Genomic DNA, 18,373 nt, shown 5'->3' with positions numbered 1-18,373 from the left:
ACCCGGTGGAGGCGAGCCTGCGGCCGGACCGCACCGTTGAGGCGCTGGGCGCGGCCATCGGCGAGGGCTACGTGTTCGTCCGGTTCACCGAGACCCGCGGCGGAACCGAACTGGGGGTCCGGCTGGACCCGGACGCCACCGACCTGACGGACGCGGACTTCGCCGCCGGCAACGGCGAGGTGCGCCTCGCCGGCACCCTCACGCTCGACTTCGAGCCGGTGCGATGCGTCGTCCGCCTCGACCTGGAGACCCTGACCGGCAGGGGCAGGCTGGAACGGACGGCCTAGAGCACCGCCGCGGGCGGCGGAGAGGAGGGGACATGACCGGCGTCCCGGGGACGGCCGACCGGATCGCGGTGTTCGCGCGGCTGCGCGGCCCGGGCCTCGGCGACCTCGTGCAGCGGAACATCCTGCTGTCGTTGCTGCGTCGCGCCCACCCGGGCGCCGAGGTCAGCCTCGTGGCCGGGACCGGGCTGGCCGACCACTTCTCCGAGCTGCTGACCGCGCACAGCTACGCCACCGATGTGATGCGCTGCCCCGACATCGGCGACTCCGATCCCCGGCGGTGGCGGGAGTTCCGGCGGGCGCTGGCCGGCCGGGCCTTCCAGATGTGCGTGGTCGACCCGGACAGCAGGGACCTCGACGCGCGGGACGCCCGTGCCGCGGGGATCCCGGTCCGGGTGGCCCTGGCGGCCGGCGGCCCGGCGGACGCGGCGATCACCCACCCGATCCGGCTGCCACCACCCCTGCTGGGACGGCCGGACCTCTACGACTATGCCAGGGCGGTGGCCGCCGCGATCGGGTGGGTTCCGGCTCTTCGGCCGGGCGAGGTCGTCCCCCCGCTGCCGACGCGCCCGGAACGGATACCGGAGCTGGACTTTCCGGCGCCCAGGGTCGCGGTGCACCCCGGTGGCGCGCGGCACTGGAACCGGCGCTGGCCACCGGCCCACTACGCCACGCTGTGCGTCCGGCTGGCCGACGAGCTCGGTGCGAGCATCTACCTGCTGGGCACAGACGAGGAGAGGCCGGAGCTGATGTCGCTGTGCCGGGAGGTGCTCGGCCGGCGGCCGGGCACACGCGTCCATCTCGCGGCGGGCGAGACCCTCAACCGGACGGCCACCCTCCTCGCCGGTGTCGATCTGCTGGTCGGCAACGACTCGGCGCCCGCCCACCTGGCCGCCGCGCTGCGCACACCGACGGTGGTGGTCTACGGGCCGACCGGAACGGAGTTCCTGTGGACGCGGGTCTATCCCCGGCACCGCGGGGTGTCACTGCGCTATCCGTGCCGGGACCTGCTGCACGCGGCCGAGGACGTCGCGTCCCGGCGATGCGGGCACGACTGCCCCGTGGCGTACCTGTCCATGGAGGGGCCGTATCCGAAATGTCTGACCGACCTTCCCGTGGACGAGGTGTGGCGAGCGGTGGCGGGCCAGCTCTCCGCCGTCCGCGGACGACCAGGCGGGAGCCCGAGATGAGTACGGAAAACGTCCGCAACATCCTGTCCGTCAACTTCAACCACGACGGCTCAGCGGTGGTGCTGTCGGAGGGCCGGATCCGGGGCTACGTCAACACCGAACGCTTCTCCCGTGTCAAGAAACACCCCGGCCTGCGGGCCGCCGACCTCGCCGAACTGCTCGACCAGGCGGGATTGGAACTGGCCGACCTCGACCATGTCATGCTCTGCAACCTACACAACATGGACTCGCCGGACATCGTCCGCCTGCACGGCTCCGACCTGAAGGAGTCGTGGTTCGAGTTCTGGGTCAACCAGCGCAACACCGTCGTGAACATCGACGGTCACCGCATCCCGTGCACCGTCAACCCCGAACACCATCTGATCCACGCGGCCACGGCCTACTTCACCTCGCCGTTCGAGAGCTCGGTCGCGCTGGCCGTCGACCCCACGGGGTGCAGGGCGTTTCTCGGGCGGGACAACAAGCTCTACCCGCTCCGCCGCGACTACGACAAGTGGTTCAACGCCAACATCGGCTACTGCTCGGTCTCCGAGCTGCTTTTCGGGTCGAGCATCGTCGGCGCCGGCAAGGTCATGGGCCTGGCGCCCTACGGCCGGCCCGCCGCGGACGTCGAACCCCCCGACAACCTCGTCGACTTCGAACAGCTCGTCAGGTTCGCCGAGCGCGCCCCCGTCCACGTCCAGGCCGATGGCCGGTCCCTCAACGCCACCCTGGCCTACTACATCCAGCTCGGCCTGGAGCGCCAGATGGCGGCCGTGTTCGCCGATCTCGCCCCGATCTGCGGACGCAACGGGATCAACCTTGACATCTGCCTCTCCGGCGGCACGGTGCTCAACGCGATCGCCACGCAGCTGGCCTTCGCCGGATCGGACTTCCAGCGCATCCACTTCCACCCGGCCTGCGGAGACGACGGCACGGCGATCGGCGCCGCCCTGTGGCACTGGCACCACGTCCTCGGCAACCCGCGCCTCCCCCACGACAACGCCGGCCTGATGTATTCGGTCCGCACCTACGACCAGCGGGCCGTCGAACGGGCCCTGGCCGCCCACGCCGGCCACCTGGTGGTCGAATCGGTGCCCGGCTACATCGGCAGGACCGCTGAGCTGCTGGCCGGCGGCGCGGTGGTCGGATGGTGGGACGGCGCCGGCGAGGTCGGCCCGCGCGCGCTGGGCCACCGCAGCATTCTGGCCGACCCCCGGGATCCGGCCATGCGGGACCGGCTCAACGCGCGGGTGAAGTTCCGCGAGCACTTCCGCCCGTTCGCCCCGTCGGTGCTCAACGAGCGGGCCACCGAGTGGTTCGGCCTGCGAGACAGCCCCTTCATGCTCCGAGCGGTCCCCGTCCGGCGCCCGGCGCAGGTGCCGGCGATCAACCACGTGGACGGCACCGCCCGCCTCCAGACCGTGTCCCGCCAGGACAACCCGGCGTTCCACCACCTCATCACCGCCTTCGAGGACCGGACCGGAGTACCGATGGTGCTGAACACCAGCCTCAACACCAAGGGCGAGCCGATCGCAGAGACTCCACAGGACGCGGTGCGCACCCTGCTCACCTGCGAGCTGGACTACCTCGCGCTGCCGCACACTCTGGTCAGCAGACGGGGGGCGTGATGGTCGGGGGGTGGTTACGGGCCCGGCGACGCCGCCGGTTGACGGACAGGCTCACCGTGATCTGGTGCGATGTGCTCGGCCTTGAGCGCATCGGACCGCAGGAGGAGTTCCTGGAACTGGGCGGGGACTCCGTCGCCGCGATCCGGATCATCGGCCTGACCGAGGAGATGGCCGGCGCGGAGCTGTCGATCCAGCTGTTGCTGGAGACCCGCACCGTCGCCGGCATGGCCGAACGGCTGGAGCGGATCCTGGCGGGGGAGAGGCCGTGAACACGGACCTGGTCGGCCTGCTCGACGCGGTCGCGGGGCTGCGGGTGCTCGTGATCGGCGACGCGATCCTCGACCGTTACACCTACGGCCGGTCGGACCGGATGTGCCGGGAGGCGCCGGTGCCGGCCGTCGCGGTGGAATCCGATGTCGAGCAGGCCGGGGGAGCGGCCAACACCGCGGTCAACGCCCGCGCGCTCGGCGCGACGCCCACGCTGCTGTCGGTGCTCGGCGCGGACGCCGACGCCGATCGGCTGGGCGCGGTGCTGAGGGCACGCGGCGTCGCGATCCACGGCCTGCTCCGCGTACCCGGCAGGGCGACGCCCTTCCGCCAGCGCGTGCTGGCGGAAGGGCAGATGCTTCTCCGGCTGGACAGGGGGGAGGTCACGCCGATCCCGGGCGGGACGGTGGGCGAGCTGATCCGCGGGCTTGACGCCGAACTGGCCACGGCGGACGTCCTCATCGTGTCCGACAACGCCTCGGGCGTGGTGACCCCGCCCCTGGTGGCCGAGCTCGCGGCACGCCGCGGCCGAGGGCCGCGCACCGTGGTCGTGGACTCCCGCGACCCTGCGGCGTTCCGCGGCCTGCGGGCCACCGCGATCAAACCGAACTACGCCGAGGCGTTGCGCGCGGCCGGCGTTCCGGACATCCCGTGCCGGAACCGGATCCGGCACGTCCGCGGCCTCGGCGGCGACCTGCTCGCCCGCACCGGCGCGGACCTGGTCGCGCTGACCCTGGACGCCGAGGGCGCCCTGGTGTTCCAGCACGGCCGGCCCCCCACGCGCACCTACGCGCGCGGCGGCGCGGCGAGGTCCACGGTCGGGGCCGGCGACACGTTCACCGCGGCGCTCGCGCTCGCGCTGGCCGTCGGCGCCGACACCGGCGCCGCCGCGGAGTTCGCCTCGGCGGCGGCCGGCGCCGCCGTCACCGGCCCCGGGACGGCCGTCTGCGACGCCGGCGAGCTGCGGCGCAGGCTCTCCGGAACCACCAAGATCGGCACCCTGGACGGGGCGCTCGGCTGGCGTGCCGAGGCGAGCCGCAGAGACCAGAGGGTGGTGTTCACCAACGGCTGCTTCGACATCCTGCACGGCGGCCACGTCTCACTCCTCGGCCGGGCCAAGGAACTGGGCGACGTGCTGGTCGTGGGCGTCAACTCCGACGAGAGCGTACGCCGCGTCAAGGGGGCGCTGCGCCCGGTGAACCCGCTGCCCGAACGGATGCGCGTGCTGGCGGCGCTGAGCTGCGTGGACCTCGTCGTCCCCTTCGGCGGGGACAGCCCGTCGGACCTGATCGAGGCGGTCAGGCCCGACGTCTACGTCAAGGGCGCCGACTACACCCTCCGGACGCTTCCCGAGGCACCGCTCGTGGAGCGGCTGGGCGGTGTGGTGCACCTGCTCCGTCTCGTCGACGACGCGTCGACCACGGGCATCATCCGGCGCATTCACGCGCTGGCCACCACAGGACCGGACGAACGAGCACCGGGAGGAAACCGGTGAACCAACCACGCACGATCAGCCCGCGGCACCTTCTCACCGCGATCGCCGAGGTGGTCGGGGACGACCCCGTCAGGCAACTCGCGGTGTACGTGCACATCCCGTTCTGCTCGTCGAAGTGCCACTTCTGCGACTGGGTCACCGACATCCAGGTGGGGAGGCTGCGCAGCGCCGCCGCGGGCAGGTCCCCCTACATCGCCGCGCTGTGCGATCAGATCCGCTTCTACGGGCCGCAGCTGACCAGGCTCGGCTACCGGCCGACGGTGATGTACTGGGGCGGCGGCACCCCCACCCGGCTGGCTCCGGACGAGATGCGGGCGATCAAGGCCGCGCTGGACGACTCGTTCGACCTCTCCGGGCTCGTCCAGTGGTCGATGGAGACCACCCCCAACGACCTCGACCCGGACAAGCTCGCGGCCATGCGGGAGATGGGCGTCGACCGGGTGAGCGTGGGGCTGCAGTCGCTCAACCCCTACCAGCTCCGGAAGGCGGGCCGGGCCCACAGCCGTGAGCAGGCACTGGCCGCCGTCCCGATGCTGCGCCAGGCGGGGATCACCAACTTCAACGTCGACCTGATCTCCGGTTTCCCCGGTGAGGACCGGGGATCCCTCCTCCGCACGGTGCAGGAGGTCGTCGAACTGGACCCGCCGCACATCTCCGTCTACCCGTACCGCGCCACGCCGAAGACGGTGATGGCCATGCAACTGGACCGCGAGTTCCTCCAAGCCCACCGGCCGCACGACATGGTCGCCGCCTACGAGACGGCGATGGAGTCGCTGGGGCGGGCCGGCTACCACGAGTACTGCCACGGATACTGGGTCCGCGACGCCGCCCACGAGGACCGGGACGGCAACTACAAGTACGACCTCGCCGGCGACAAGATCGGCTTTGGCAGCGGTGCCGAGTCGATCATCGGGCATCACCTGCTGTGGAACGAGAACACCAGGTACGCGGCGTACCTGAGTGATCCCCGCACCTTCTCCCTGGCGCACCGGTTCACCCTCGACGAGCCGGAACGGCTCACCGCCCCCGTCGGCGGCGCGCTGATGACCAGGCAGGGCGTGGACTTCGCCCGATTCCACCGGCTGACCGGGCTGTCCTTCGCCGAGCTGCGCGCGACCGGCTACTTCACCCGGTGGTTTCAGGTGCTGGAGGAGTGCGGGGCGAGGTTCCTCGAAAGCGACACCGGCGTCCGCATGGACCCCGCCGTCATCCACAAGGCGTACATCACCCATCTCGCCCAGGCGACGGCAGGCGGGCCGGCCCCGCAGCGGGCATGACCCGAACAGAAGGGAGCCTCCCATGCGAGTGGATCCGGCACCTCGCCGCTCCGACGACGTGCGCCGGCACTATTCCGAGCTCGTCAACGCCCTGCGGGCCGGCGGCGACGCCGAGGCCGCCCGCCAGGCCGCCGACCTGGCGGTGACTCAAGGGGTGTGGCGGCACGCGCTGCAACGTCCCACGCACTACGTCCCCTCCCTCGACCCGCGTCCGGTCCACGATCCGGCCGACTTCTGGTTCACCGGCTACCTGCGGGAGAACCACGAGAGGATCCGGGCGGAGCTCGACGCGGTGACCCACCCGGCCGAGCAGGGGTTCCTGCCGGTTGAGGAGCCCCTGCTCGGCCGGGGCCGCTGGGAGCAGGTGACCTTCTACGAGACCGGGGTCCGGTTCGACGACGCCTGCGCCCGGTTCCCGGTCACCGCCGGCGTCGTCGACGCTATCCCGGAGGCCACCGCGGCGGGGCCGGGCGTGGTGACCCTGTCATGGCTCCACCCGGGAACGCACATCGTGCCGCACTGCGGCGGATCCAACGCCAGGCTGCGGGTCCATCTCGGCCTGCGCGTGCCCGAGGGGCCCAGGATCCGCGTCGGCACCGAACTGCTGACGTGGGAGGAGGGGGGATGCCTGGTGTTCGACGACTCGTTCGAGCACGAGGTCTGGCACGACGGCGACCGGCCCAGGGTGATCCTCCTGCTGGACGTCTGCCACCCGGCGCTGGACGCGGCGACACGCGAATGGATGTTGTCCGGAAGGGCGTCCTTTGCCGATCGCATGACCGCGTATATGAGAGAACGAGGAATCGAACGGGTTGAAATCCACGATGACGGCGTAACCTTTTCACCGAATGCCGGCGCGGTCAGCCTGGTGCGCCGCCACCTTCAGAAAATGGGGGCCTCCGCCGTGGAACTCCACGACGGCGGGCTGAGATATGAGAAGATCAATTGAATGAGTGCCCTGTGCTTTAGGAGGAAACAGCTGTGGCCAAGCTGACCGGCGCCGTTCCGGTGCTCGCCGCGCGTGACGTGTCCGGAACTGTCGATTTCTGGACCAGCCGGCTCGGATTCGTTCAGGATTTCGCCGAGGACGACTTCGCGGGCGTGGTCCGGGACGACGTGACCCTCTACATCAGCCGGGTGGAGGAGCAGGTGGTGCCGGACAACACCCAGGCGTGGGTGAGCGTGCGCGGCCTGGACGAGGTGTACGCCGAGTGGGCCGCGGCGGTGTCCACCGATTTCAGCGACACCTCCGGTCCGGCGATGACCGGGATCGGCGAACGTCCGTGGGGGCGGGAGTTCGCCCTGCGCGACCCGGCCGGCAACTGCGTTCACTTCGTGGCCGAGGACTGACCCCGCCCGGCGGCCGCCGGGCACTGCCAGGACAGGAGGAGAGCATGGCGGGGACTTCGAGGCTCGTCACGGCGGCGCGCGAGGGTGACGTGAACGCCCTGCGCGCCGCCTTGGGCGGTGAGGCGGATCCGGACGAGCGCGACGAGCACGGCTGGGCCGCGCTGGACTGGGCGGCCGGGCGCGGTGACGTCGAGGCGGTGCGGGCGCTGCTGGCGGCGGGCGCCGACCCCCGAGCGACCGGTCCCGAGAGCCGGACGCCCTACGAGATCGCCCTGGCGGCCGGGAGGACGGCCGCGGCCCGGCTGCTGCGGGAGGTCACCGGGGAGGGCGCGACCGGCTGGCGGCCGTACTGCAGGGCATACCCCCTGGGCGCCCTCCGCTCGTTTCCAGGCTGGTCTGAGGCCCGCGACGAGGACCTGACCGAGGAGACCGTGGTCTACCTGCACCATGACCTCACCGTGACGCGCTCCATCTGGCACGGGGAGGACGGCGTGTGGTCCGGCTCCTCCGCGGAGTGGGAGCACTTCTGCCGGCGGGAGCTGGGGTTCCGGGTGCCGGACGACCTCGAACTGGTGGCCGCCGAGGACGGGACGGGGGAGCGGTGACGGCGGGGGAGCGGACCGTGCGGGTCGTGGTGGTCTGGCCGGACCCGGGAGGCGACGGGGCGGTGGGGTTGCAGGACAGGTCGGGCGGGTTGGCCGAGGGCCGGCGCGGGCCGGACGGGTCGCTGTGGTACGAGGCCGACGTCCGGGTGCGACCCGGCAGGGGCGGGGCGCTCGACTTCACCGGGCCCCACGTGCACGGCCCGGCGGGTGAGCGCTTCCTCTACCTGAGTTTCCGGCGGGCGGACGGCTCCGGCTGGGCCCGCCGGAGCAAGATCATGCTGCCGGAGAGCGCCCCCGGCGAGGGCACGACGTTGCGGGTGACCGTGGTGGACGCGTCGGGGAGCCGGGCCCGGCTCGACGCGGCCGGCTGGACGGTCGAGTAGCGGCGGCGAGGCCGATCGGGCACGACCTCCCGGGAGGGCACCTCTGCTCCGCGGTCACCAGGGATCACCAACGGTGGGACTCCGGCGGCGCCGCTCTTTTTCGAAACAGGGTGTTTCCGGGAGATGACCGTTCCGCGGCGAACGGCGGATGAGGACGATGGATATCGCCCGGCCTGCCCTGTCGACAGGGCGCGTACCGGGTTGTCTAATAGAATCAGAATTAATCAGGTAACGAGCATACGCAGTGGGGAAATATGTGTGATTGCCGGAATGTGGAGGAAATCCGTCGGACGGTCCTTTTGGTCGCCGTCACCGGTCGGCGCCGCACGGGAAGACGGGAACGTCATGGCCGGGTAACAGGAGGTCGATGTGAACGAGAGCGCCGGGACACGCGCTTATCTCATGCAGATGGTGCGCCGGTATTACGGCAACCTGATTGACGCCTGGCACTACTCCGAAAAGCCGGACAAGGCATGGGAATGTGCCGAAGAGGCCGTCCGGCAGGGGGTGTGGGACCACCCGATGCAGCGCGCCAGGGAGCACATTCCCGGATTGGCCGCGCATCCGGTGCACGACCCGGCGCAGTTCTGGTTCACCGGCTACCTGGAGGAGAACCACCCCCGCATACGGGCCGAGGTCGAGCAGGTGCTCGACGCGCCGATGGACCCGGTAAGGCCCACGGTCGAAGACCGCGCGCTCATCCGGCGGGGCACCTGGAAGCAGGCCCACCTCTTCCGCGACGGCCGATGGCAGGAACAGGTGTGCGCGCGGTTCCCGGTGACGGCGGGCATCCTGGAGCAGGTGCCCGAGGTGACCACGCTCAGCCCGGGCGTCATCACGATGTCGCGAGTCTCTCCGGGCACGCACATCATGCCGCACTGCGGCCCGACCAACGCGGTCCTGCGCATCCACCTCCCGCTCATCGTCCCGGCCGGTCTGACCCTGAGGGTCGCCGGCCGGCGGATGCGGTGGGTGGAGGGCAGGTGCCTGGTGTTCGACGACTCGTTCGAGCACGAGGTCCGGCACGAGGGAACCGAGGACCGGGTGGTGCTGATCCTCGACACCCTGCACCCCGGCCTCGACGGTGACCACCGGGAGCGCCTGCTGCAACGGCGGCGGACGTTCGAGGAGCAGATGGTGGACTTCCTCCGGGAACACGGCATGGAACGCGTGGAGACCCGCGACGGCACCGTCGTCTTCCACCCCAACGCGGCCGTGCGTGAGGAACTCGCCCACTACATGGCCGTCACAGGGGTTACGGGGGCCGAGGTGCGCGGCGACGAGGTCGTCTGGCACCGGGGGGATCGACCCGCCTCACCCGCCGACACCGCGGAGGCGTCGGCATGGGGTTGATCAACGTCTTTCAACCCACCCTCGGGGAGGAGGAGCTGGCCGCCGTCCGCGAGGTCTTCGAGAGCGGCTGGATCGGCCGCGGCCCGCGGACCAAGGCGTTCGAGGCGGACTTCGCGGCCCACCTCGGCGTCGCGCCCAACCACGTCGTCTCGGTGAGCTGCTGCACCGAGGGCCTGTTCCTCGCCATGGAGCTGCTTGGGGCCGGCCCTGACGACGAGGTCGTGCTCCCCTCGATCAGCTTCGTCGGCGCGGCCAACGCGATCGCCTCACGGGGTGCGCGCCCCGTCTTCTGCGACGTGGACCCGCACACCCTCAACCCCACCGTCGGGCACGTCGCGGAGAAGCTCACCCCCCGCACGAAGTCCGTGGTGCTACTGCACTACGGCGGCTACCCCGGGCACGTCGCGGAGATCGCGGCCCTGTGCCGGGAACGTGGCGTCGCGCTCGTCGAGGACGCCGCCTGTGCCGTCGTGTCCCGGGTGGACGGCCGCGCCTGCGGGACCTTCGGCGATGTCGGGGTGTGGAGCTTCGACGCGATGAAGATCCTCGTCACCGGCGACGGCGGAATGCTGTATCTCCGGGATCCGGCACTCGCGGCCCGGGCGAGGAGTCTCATCCACCTGGGCCTGGAGCAGGACGGCGGCTACACCGGCGCCGGTGCTCGGGACCGGTGGTGGGAGTTCCAGGTGACCGCGTTCGCCCGCCGTTCCATCACCAACGACATCGCGGCCACCATCGGCAGCGTGCAGCTACGACGACTCCCGGGGTTCGTGGAACGCCGGCGGGCGATCGCCGGTTACTACGACGAGCACCTGTCCACTGTGGAGAACGTGAGGTGCCCGCCGCCGCTGCCGGAGGGGCACGCGTCCTCAGCCTATTTCTACTGGGTACAGATGAGCCCGCCGGCTCGCGACACGGTGGCGCGGCGACTGTACGAGCGAGGGGTGTACACGACGTTCCGCTACGCGCCGCTGCACCTCGTGGCAGCCTACCGATCCCGGGAGCGACTGCCCGGCGCCGAGCGCGCGGCGGAGGAGACGCTCTGCCTCCCGCTGCACCAGGCACTGACGGACGGCGACGTCGAGACCGTCGTCACCGAGGCGCGAGCCGCGTTCAAGGCGGTTCGCTGAGCCGCTTTCCGGACCGGAGGGAACCGTTATGGGGCAGTCTTGGTGGTCGTTGAGCGGAGCGGAGGGCGTGCCCTGCCTGCTCGTCGGCGACCTGCACCGCGCGGCCGAGTACTACCGGGACGTCCTCGGCTTCGACCTGGTCGAATCGATGGGAGATCCGCCGGCCATGGTCTTCGCCCGCAGGGCGGAAGGGTCGCTGCTGCTCCAGGCCGCGCCGGACGACGAAGGGAGCCTCTCGCACCGGAGGTTCGCCGACGGATCCTGGGACGCGCTGTTCTTCGTTGACGACATCGACCGGGTCGCGGCGCGGCTACGGGCCGACGGGGCGAGCATCGAGTTCGGCATCGGGATCACCGGGGTCTCCGAGCGGACTTTGGAGGTTCGGGACGAGTGGGGGAACATCCTGGCCTTCGCCGCCACCTACGACGGCCTGCGCCAGGCGCTGCGGCACGTGGTCCGCCGGACGGTCCCGGCACGCGTGCGGGTGGCGCGGCGCGACCACCGCCTCGCCCGCCAGGAACGTCCGGAGCTGATCGCCTTCCAGCGCTTCTACCACCGGCTGGAGCGCAAGCGCGATCCGGTGTTCATGTTCTTCACGACCGGCCTGATGCACTGGATGGTCAGCGCGGAGCGGCACGTTCCCCCCGATGTCAACCTGATCCTCCTCGGCTCCGGGCTGTCGGAGGACGAGCAGGGGTGGATCCGGGACAATCTCGACCGCCCCTTCCACAACGTGGGGCTGGAGATCGACGACAACACGGCGTGGGAGTTCCTCTTCGCCACCAGCCGGTTCGACTTCGCCTACATGGACATCGACTGTTTCGTACTGGAACCTTCGCTGTTCAGCGACATGATGCGGTTCCCGGGCGACGCCGCGGTCAACGCCGTCTGGACCTACGAGGCGGCCCCCGGAATCCCCATCGGCTGCACGCACCTCGTGGCCGTCAACGTCGAGGCCGTCCGCGAGCTGCGGCGCCGTAACCGCTACATGAGCCCTACCAACTACGACTGGGAGGGCTCCATGGTGCCGACCCTGCACCATCGGACCTACTGCCGTGTGCCCACGCCCCGGCAACGCCGGATGCTGCTGCAGGTGCTGCCCGCCGATGAACGCGGCAGGCCGAGGTCGCCCGGCGCCTCGCCGTTCTTCGACACCCTCGTCGCTTACCAGCTCATGGCGGCGACCGCGGGCTACCGGACCCACCCGGTACGGCCCCTGGCCCATCGGACGCAGGCGATGTTCGCCGAGCAGAGCGCGGACGGGCATCGGGTGTGGCAGCAGGACATGACCGACGAGGTGGTGCACGTGGGCGGGATCTCCTACTACAGCCGCGTTTTTCACGCCTCCGACCTGCGCCGGCTCTACCTGTCCTCGGAGTACACGATCCTGAGCGGCGTCGCCGGACGGCTGCCCGGGGCCTACACCGAGCGGCTGCGCTCGATCTCCCGCCGGCTGGGGAGCCTGGACGTGAGGCCGGAGGAGGCGCCGGAGCTGATCTTCCGCCATCTCGTGCGGGACCGCGGGCTCTCCGTGACAACGGCCGAACGCGTGCTGGGACGGCCCGTTCCCGGGCATCTCCCGGCCGCCGGATCCGGGAGATGATAGAAAAGGAAGGGATCTTGTTCTGGAGGACCTCCTGGTGGAAATGACGACTTCCAGGCTGCGCCTAGCCCCCCTGGACCCGGACCGCGACGCCCCGGGGCTGCACGCCGCGTTCGGTGACCCCGAGGTGATGCGCTGGTGGAATCATCCGGTCTGCGCCGACGTGGCGGCCACCCGGGAGCGCCTGCGGGAGGGCACCGGGCGCCCCGGCGCCCATCTGTGGACGATATCGCTCGCCGAGGGCGGCGAGCCCGCCGGCATGGTCGGGCTGCTGGGCGGGGTCGCCGTTCCCGGGCTGACCTGGTTGCTGCGCCGGGACGCCTGGGGCCGTGGCCTCGCCACCGAGGCGGCCGACGCCGCGGTGGGGCACGCGCTCCACCGGTTGGGCCTGGCCCACGTGGAGGCATGGGTGGAGGCCGCGAACGACCGCTCGCTGGCGGTGGCCCGCCGGATCGGGCTCGCCGAACGCGGCCGGCTGGCGCAGCGGTACCCGCACCGGGAGCGGCCACACGAGATGGTCGTGCTGGGGCGGGCGGGCGCCGGTGAACCCACCGCCGTGCTCAACGCCGAGGTGGCCCTCCCCGTGCGGGACGTGGCGGCCGGGCTCACCCTGCTGGAGGCCGCGCTGGGCGGCAGGACGCTCTTCACGGCGGGCGACCCGCCGTACGTGGCGGGCGTGGGCTTCGGCCCGTGGAGCGCCGGGCCGCGGCTTCGGCTCGTGGCGACGCGGCGCTGGCGGATCGCACGGGTCACGCTGTACCTCGACGCCGGGACCGAGTTCGAGGCGCTCCACCGGCGCGCGGTGGCGGCTGGGGCCCGCGTCGTCCATCCGCCCGCCGAGAAACCCTGGGGCACCCGCGAGTTCACTCTCCGCCTCCCCGAGGGGCACCACATCGTGCTGACCGCACCGGCCTGATCCGGCGCCGGGCGCGCGGCCGATCAGCCGGGGAGCAACGACGGATCCGGGGCGGGGGTGGTCTCCGCGGCACGCCATGTCCACGCGTAACGGACGATCAGCGCCGTGCACAGGATTTCGACGACGCTGAAGAACAGGTAGTAACCGGCCGGAGAACCGGCGAACAGCGTCGCCAGCTGAACGACGGTCATGACCGTACCGGCGACGATGTTGGCCCAGCGGCCGGCCCGGCGTTCCAGCAGCCGGGAGGCCAGGATCATGGCGATGGGAATCTCCATCAGCACCGAGGCGCCCAGCAGGAACCCCTGGCTGATGTCCATTCCGCCCACGCTCCCGGCCAGGTACTGCCGCAACAACCCGGAGTCCATCAGCCCCACGATGTCACAGTAGAGATAGTTGAACATCGCGAAGATCCACAGTAGGGAGAGCCTCGTTCGCATGTCCTTCATTCCAACGCTCCTCGTCTTGTACGGTCCCGCCCGCTACGGGCCGGGGTGTCACCGCGTGGTCATGGAGTAGCCGGGCAGGCCCGGAGAGCGGCCCCGAATCGCCGGGCGGCCGGCTCCGTGGTGCGCTCTGAGCCCGCCTTGATGTCGTGCGGCGGAAATGAACGACGGCCGAGCCGTGGACATCCCCGGCGATCGCCCTCATGCCGTCCCCTCCGGGGAGTCCGGGTACTGGAACACGTCGTCGAGCCGGACGCCGAACACGTGAGCGATCCGGAAGGCCATCTCCAGGCTCGGTGAGTACCGGCCCTGCTCGATGGCGATGACGGTCTGCCGCGTCACGCCGATGCGCGCGGCGAGCTCGGCCTGCGTCATCTCGTCGTTCGCGAAGCGCAGCGAGCGGATGGAGTTCGTGACGCGCGTCGCCTTCACCACTGGGGCAGCCCCCCGCGGTAGGCGACGATCTTCGTGATCGAGCCGAGGACCGCGGACAGCGCGAAGCACAGATAGATCACGTTGGCGATCCAGAACCGGTCCCACCCGGCCATCGCCATGAGCATCGCCGCGACCGCGCCGATGATGACGAACGACTGACCGGTGTACTCGCCGAGCCGCCCGATCTCCCTGTCCCGCACGTCCTTGGCCCGCGACGCCCTCGGGTTCACGACACCGATCCCGATCTCGGCCACGATCGACGCCACGATGGCCGCGCCGACGGTCCACAGCAGGGTGGCGGCGTAGGGGACGTCGGGCAGCGGCCGTCCGCCCGCGCGGCTCACGACGATGACCAGGTACGCGGTGTACGCGACCACGGCGACGACCAGCATGATCCAGGAGCGCTTCTCTTCATGCGTCACCACGGACCTCCGATGTACATAATCTTTGACATCGTCAATGTAGTACATGCTTGACATGATGTCTAGAAAATTTGACCTATACTTCCGGCCGGGCCCCCACGGCCGCGATGACGAAGCCTGCCGGACCCGTCAGCGCGGCGGCAGGCGGGGGACGATGAGCCGTGGCCGGTCGGCCGGGTTGGGCGTATGCGGCGGATGGGTGATCAGGCGTTCCAGGACGACCTCGATCGCCCTGTCGAGCTGGGTGTCCACGCCCCGGGCGTAGTCCTGCGGGGTGATGTCCACCTCGATGTCGGGGTCGGTGCCGTAGTTCTCCACCCGCCAGCCCACGTCGTCGAAGGCGAAGGAGAACTCCGGCTGGGTGGTGACCGTGCCGTCGGCCAGCCGGTGCCGGGGCCAGATGCCGATCACCCCGCCCCAGGTGCGCCTGCCGATCAGCGGGCCCAGGCCGAGCAGCTTGAAGGTGTGACTGAAGATGTCGCCGTCGGAGTCGGCCCACTCGTTGGTGATCGCGGCCATCGGGCCGCGCGGCGACTCGTCCGGGTAGGGCTCGGGTGGGCTCCAGCGGGGGAAGTTGTAGCCGCGCCGGCGGCGGGCGAGCTTCTGCAGCAGCAGCGCCGAGACGTGGCCGCCGCCGTTGAAGCGGACGTCGACCACCAGGCCCTCGCGGTCGTACTCGGCGAGGAACCCCCGGTGGAACTCCGCGTAGCCCTCCGGGCCCATGTCGGGGATGTGCAGGTAGCCGATCCGGCCGCCGCTGCGCGCGTGGCAGTGGGCCCGGTTGGCCTCCACCCAGTCGCGGTAGCGGCCCGGCTGCTCGTCGTCGACGGCCCTGACGGTGACGGTCCGCCTGTCCCCGTCCCGGCCGACGGTGAGCTGTACCTCCTGGTCGGCCTGGTTGACCAGCCGCTCGTCCGGGCTCGCCTCCGGGCCGACGGGCTGGCCGTTGACGGCCAGCACCGCGTCGCCGGGCCGTACGTCCACTCCCAGGCGGTTGAGCGGTGAGGTGGCCCTGGGGTCCCAGCGGTCACCGCCGACGATCCGGGCGATCCGGTAGACGCCGTCGTCGAAGGACCAGTCGACGCCGAGTTTTCCCTGCCGGTAGTGCGGCCGGGGCCGGTAGGCGCCGCCGCTCTCGTAGGCGTGGGAGGTGCCCAGTTCGCCGTGCACCTCCCAGAGCAGGTCGGAGAACTCCCCCCGGGTGGTGACCCGGTCGATCAGCGGCAGGTAGCGCTCGTAGACGCCGTCCCAGTCGAGGCCGGCCATGTCCTCGGCCCAGAAGTTCTCTCGCTGCAGCCGCCACGCCTCACGGAACATCTGCCGCCACTCCGCCTCCGGGCGGATGGACACCTTCACCCGGGACAGGTCGATCCAGCCGCCGGCACGGCCCGGCGTGTCGTCGTCCTCGGGCGTCTCACCCGCCTTGATCATCCGGAGCCGCCGGTCCGACCGGTAGAGCAGGGTGACGCCGTCGACGCCGAGCCGGAACTCCGAGACCTCCCCGACCAGGCTCTCCTGCTTCTGCGCGGCGAAGTCGTAGACGTGCAGCGTGCCGTCGGGGGAGTCGGTGTAGTCGTCGCCGAGGCTGCCCTCGACGGGGAAGGTCAGGTAGACGGCCTTGCCCTTGATCCCGGCGATGCGGTCGTAGCGGCCCTCGGGGACGGGGAAGGCGACGACACGGTTCTCGATGCCGTCGAGGTCGACGACGACCTCCACCTCCTGGTCGTCGTCCTTGCCGTCGTCGTCCTCGTCGTTCTCCTTGAGCGGCCGGGGCCGGGGCACGAAGGGAGAGCCGACATCGGCGCGCAGGCCGATGGCGTAGGGGCGCGAGCCGAGGGGAAAACCCAGATCGAACTGGAGCTCGTCGTAGACCGGGTTGAAGACACGCCGGCCGATGAAGTACAGGTAGTCGCCACGGGGATCGAAGGAGGGAGCGGCGTCCCACAGCACCGGGCGGGTGGCGAAGAACGTCTGACCGGTCTCGGCGCGGCACAGCTTGACGGCGGTGGTCTGCGCGGTGCCGGGGCAGGCGTAGGCCAGCCAGCGGCCGTCGGGGGACCAGGCGAGGTCCTCGATCGGGCCGAACCCGCTGGCGTCGACCACCGTGCTCCGGGCGCCGGCCGCCGAGTCCCCGGTGAGGTCGACGACGAGGAGTTCGTTGCGGTGGTTGGCGACGGCGACCCTGTCGTGCTTGGGGGAGACCTCCAGCGCGGTGACGCGCCCGGTGTCCAGGTGGCCGAGCCGTACCTGCCCGGCGGCGCCACCCGGCGTGAGCACGACCAGGATCTCGCGGTCACCGTCGTCGCTGGCCGCGGCCACCAGCCGCTCACCGTCGTTGAGCCAGGCCAGCAGCCGGTAGCGGACGCCGTACGGCGCGCCGTGCTGGCGGACCGGGCCCTCCCAGGCGGCGAAGGAGAACGCCTTGCCCCGGGTGGTGACGGCCAGGCCGCTGCCGTCGGGGCTGAGGGCGGTGCTGTCGAGGAAGTCCTCGGCCGGGGCGAAGCCGCGGTTGCGCTGAGTTCGGGGACTGTGCAGGCGTACCTCGACCCGGCGGGACTCCCCGTCCTCGATCAGATGGAGTTCGGCGCCGGCGTGGTAGACCAGCCGGTGGCCGTCGCCGGACAGGTTGCGGGCGTAGTAGTCGTCGTGGTCGGAGTGCCGGCGCAGATCGCCGCCGTCGGCGGTGCAGGAGTAGACGTTGCCGACCCCCTCGTGGTCGGAGATGAAGTAGACGCGTCCGCCCGCCCAGCAGGGCGAGGCCAGGTTGCCGGGCAGTGCGATGAGCCGCCGGAACCGCTCCGCGCCGATCCACAGATCACCCGCGGTGCCGCCCCGGTAGCGCTTCCAGCGGGCCGGGTCGGCGGTGTTGCGGCCCAGCACGACCTGCGGGCCGTAGGAGATGGAGTTGGCCGGGCCGTACGGCAGGCGCTCGGGAACCCCGCCGGCCACCCCGCCGGTGACATCGGTGGTGACACCGTCCGGCCGGACCCGGTGCAGCCACCGGTGGCCCGGAAAGGGCTGGGAGTCGTCGCTGGCGTACACCACGGCGCCTCCGGGATCCCAGCCGGCGACGGTGGAGCGGGCCCCGTGATAGGTGATCCGGCGGGCGGTTCCCCCCTCGGCGGGCATCACGTAGACCTCTTCCGGGCCCTCCTCGCGGCCGACGAAGGCCAGCCGGTCGCCGGTGGGCGAGAACCGGGGGTAGGCCGCCTCGGCCGCCCCGGCGGTCAGCCGGAGCGCCCGCCCGCCGGTGGCGGGCACCATCCACAGGTCGTCCTCGGCGGCGAAGACGACCGTGTCGCCGAAGATCGTCGGAAACCGCAGGTAGGCGGGCATCATGTCACTCCGTGCCTGGTTGAGCGGGAGTCTCACCCCGGTCGTCCGATCATGATTTCACGCCCCGGCGGCCGGTCCCGGGCCGGTCCCGGCGGTCGCCGTCCCGCTCACGGGGGCAGGGCCCGGTGCGGACCGGGCACGGGCACGGGCACGGTCCCGGTTCCGGGCCGCGGCCGGCCGGGCGCGCGGGGGCGCAGGTGGCGCGTGTGAAAAGAAGCGGTAAATCGCCACCCTGGAAATGGATAATGATCTTTATGATTGGGCAGGAAAT

The 18,373-nt window shown here is 71.2% G+C and carries 17 protein-coding genes; 13 read left to right on the top strand and 4 right to left on the bottom strand.

All coding sequences use genetic code 11. The features are described 5' to 3' along the window. The first annotated feature begins 319 nt into the window (after positions 1-319). The 13 genes from ABZ194_RS07210 (at position 320) to ABZ194_RS07150 (ending at position 13,463) form a co-directional block, all read left to right on the top strand. The gene (locus tag ABZ194_RS07210; RefSeq protein ID WP_355593308.1) at positions 320-1,474 is read left to right on the top strand and encodes a glycosyltransferase family 9 protein; all 1,155 of its coding nucleotides are present in this window, start codon (positions 320-322) and stop codon (positions 1,472-1,474) included. Continuing rightward, positions 1,471-3,084 carry a carbamoyltransferase C-terminal domain-containing protein gene (locus ABZ194_RS07205; RefSeq protein WP_355593306.1) on the top strand — a complete coding sequence of 538 codons (1,614 nt, stop codon included), beginning with the start codon at positions 1,471-1,473 and terminating at the stop codon, positions 3,082-3,084. Before ABZ194_RS07210 ends, ABZ194_RS07205 begins: the two co-directional genes overlap by 4 nt. A 56-nt stretch (positions 3,085-3,140) precedes the next feature. After that, complete coding sequence (locus tag ABZ194_RS07200; RefSeq protein WP_355593304.1) at positions 3,141-3,353, top strand: phosphopantetheine-binding protein; 213 nt, start codon at positions 3,141-3,143, stop codon at positions 3,351-3,353. Then, positions 3,350-4,846, top strand: a complete 1,497-nt coding sequence (gene rfaE2 / locus ABZ194_RS07195; RefSeq protein ID WP_355593302.1) for a D-glycero-beta-D-manno-heptose 1-phosphate adenylyltransferase — start codon at positions 3,350-3,352, stop codon at positions 4,844-4,846. Before ABZ194_RS07200 ends, rfaE2 begins: the two co-directional genes overlap by 4 nt. After that, on the top strand, positions 4,843-6,123 hold the full coding sequence (locus tag ABZ194_RS07190) for a coproporphyrinogen-III oxidase family protein (protein ID WP_355593300.1): 1,281 nt from the start codon (positions 4,843-4,845) through the stop codon (positions 6,121-6,123). Before rfaE2 ends, ABZ194_RS07190 begins: the two co-directional genes overlap by 4 nt. A 22-nt stretch (positions 6,124-6,145) precedes the next feature. Next, positions 6,146-7,072, top strand: a complete 927-nt coding sequence (locus tag ABZ194_RS07185) for an aspartyl/asparaginyl beta-hydroxylase domain-containing protein (protein ID WP_355593298.1) — start codon at positions 6,146-6,148, stop codon at positions 7,070-7,072. Positions 7,073-7,104: 32 nt separating this feature from the next. Continuing rightward, complete coding sequence (locus tag ABZ194_RS07180; RefSeq protein ID WP_355593296.1) at positions 7,105-7,473, top strand: VOC family protein; 369 nt, start codon at positions 7,105-7,107, stop codon at positions 7,471-7,473. 44 nt (positions 7,474-7,517) lie between these two features. After that, positions 7,518-8,078, top strand: coding sequence for an ankyrin repeat domain-containing protein (locus tag ABZ194_RS07175; RefSeq protein ID WP_355593294.1), 561 nt, complete (start codon positions 7,518-7,520; stop codon positions 8,076-8,078). Continuing rightward, complete coding sequence (locus tag ABZ194_RS07170) at positions 8,075-8,461, top strand: DUF5990 family protein (RefSeq protein ID WP_355593292.1); 387 nt, start codon at positions 8,075-8,077, stop codon at positions 8,459-8,461. The genes ABZ194_RS07175 and ABZ194_RS07170 overlap by 4 nt, the downstream gene beginning before the upstream one ends. A 369-nt stretch (positions 8,462-8,830) precedes the next feature. Continuing rightward, positions 8,831-9,814: an aspartyl/asparaginyl beta-hydroxylase domain-containing protein gene (locus tag ABZ194_RS07165; RefSeq protein ID WP_355593290.1), complete on the top strand. Its 984-nt coding sequence runs from the start codon at positions 8,831-8,833 to the stop codon at positions 9,812-9,814. Next, entirely contained in the window at positions 9,805-10,944 is a 1,140-nt protein-coding gene (locus ABZ194_RS07160; protein ID WP_355593288.1) for a DegT/DnrJ/EryC1/StrS family aminotransferase, read from the top strand. Before ABZ194_RS07165 ends, ABZ194_RS07160 begins: the two co-directional genes overlap by 10 nt. 49 nt (positions 10,945-10,993) lie before the next feature. Beyond that, the gene (locus ABZ194_RS07155; protein ID WP_355593286.1) at positions 10,994-12,547 is read left to right on the top strand and encodes a VOC family protein; all 1,554 of its coding nucleotides are present in this window, start codon (positions 10,994-10,996) and stop codon (positions 12,545-12,547) included. 43 nt (positions 12,548-12,590) lie between these two features. Further along, entirely contained in the window at positions 12,591-13,463 is an 873-nt protein-coding gene (locus ABZ194_RS07150) for a GNAT family N-acetyltransferase (protein WP_355593520.1), read from the top strand. A gap of 23 nt (positions 13,464-13,486) precedes the next feature. Here ABZ194_RS07150 and ABZ194_RS07145 read toward each other — a convergent pair whose 3' ends face one another. From ABZ194_RS07145 to ABZ194_RS07130, 4 genes are all read right to left on the bottom strand, one after another. Then, a complete protein-coding gene (locus tag ABZ194_RS07145; protein ID WP_355593284.1) occupies positions 13,487-13,912 on the bottom strand; it encodes a DUF6326 family protein in 426 nt (141 codons plus the stop codon). Positions 13,913-14,110: 198 nt separating this feature from the next. Further along, the gene (locus tag ABZ194_RS07140) at positions 14,111-14,344 is read right to left on the bottom strand and encodes a helix-turn-helix transcriptional regulator (protein ID WP_355593282.1); all 234 of its coding nucleotides are present in this window, start codon (positions 14,342-14,344) and stop codon (positions 14,111-14,113) included. After that, complete coding sequence (locus ABZ194_RS07135; RefSeq protein ID WP_355593280.1) at positions 14,338-14,766, bottom strand: hypothetical protein; 429 nt, start codon at positions 14,764-14,766, stop codon at positions 14,338-14,340. Before ABZ194_RS07135 ends, ABZ194_RS07140 begins: the two co-directional genes overlap by 7 nt. A gap of 129 nt (positions 14,767-14,895) precedes the next feature. Next, positions 14,896-18,138, bottom strand: coding sequence for a PDZ domain-containing protein (locus tag ABZ194_RS07130; protein WP_355593278.1), 3,243 nt, complete (start codon positions 18,136-18,138; stop codon positions 14,896-14,898). Between the last annotated feature and the right edge of the window lie 235 nt (positions 18,139-18,373).

Source organism: Streptosporangium sp. NPDC006007 (genome assembly GCF_040614315.1).
Lineage (GTDB): Bacteria > Actinomycetota > Actinomycetes > Streptosporangiales > Streptosporangiaceae > Streptosporangium.
The sequence above is the reverse complement of the archived record's forward strand: the minus strand, read 5'-3'. Positions and strand labels throughout refer to the sequence as shown.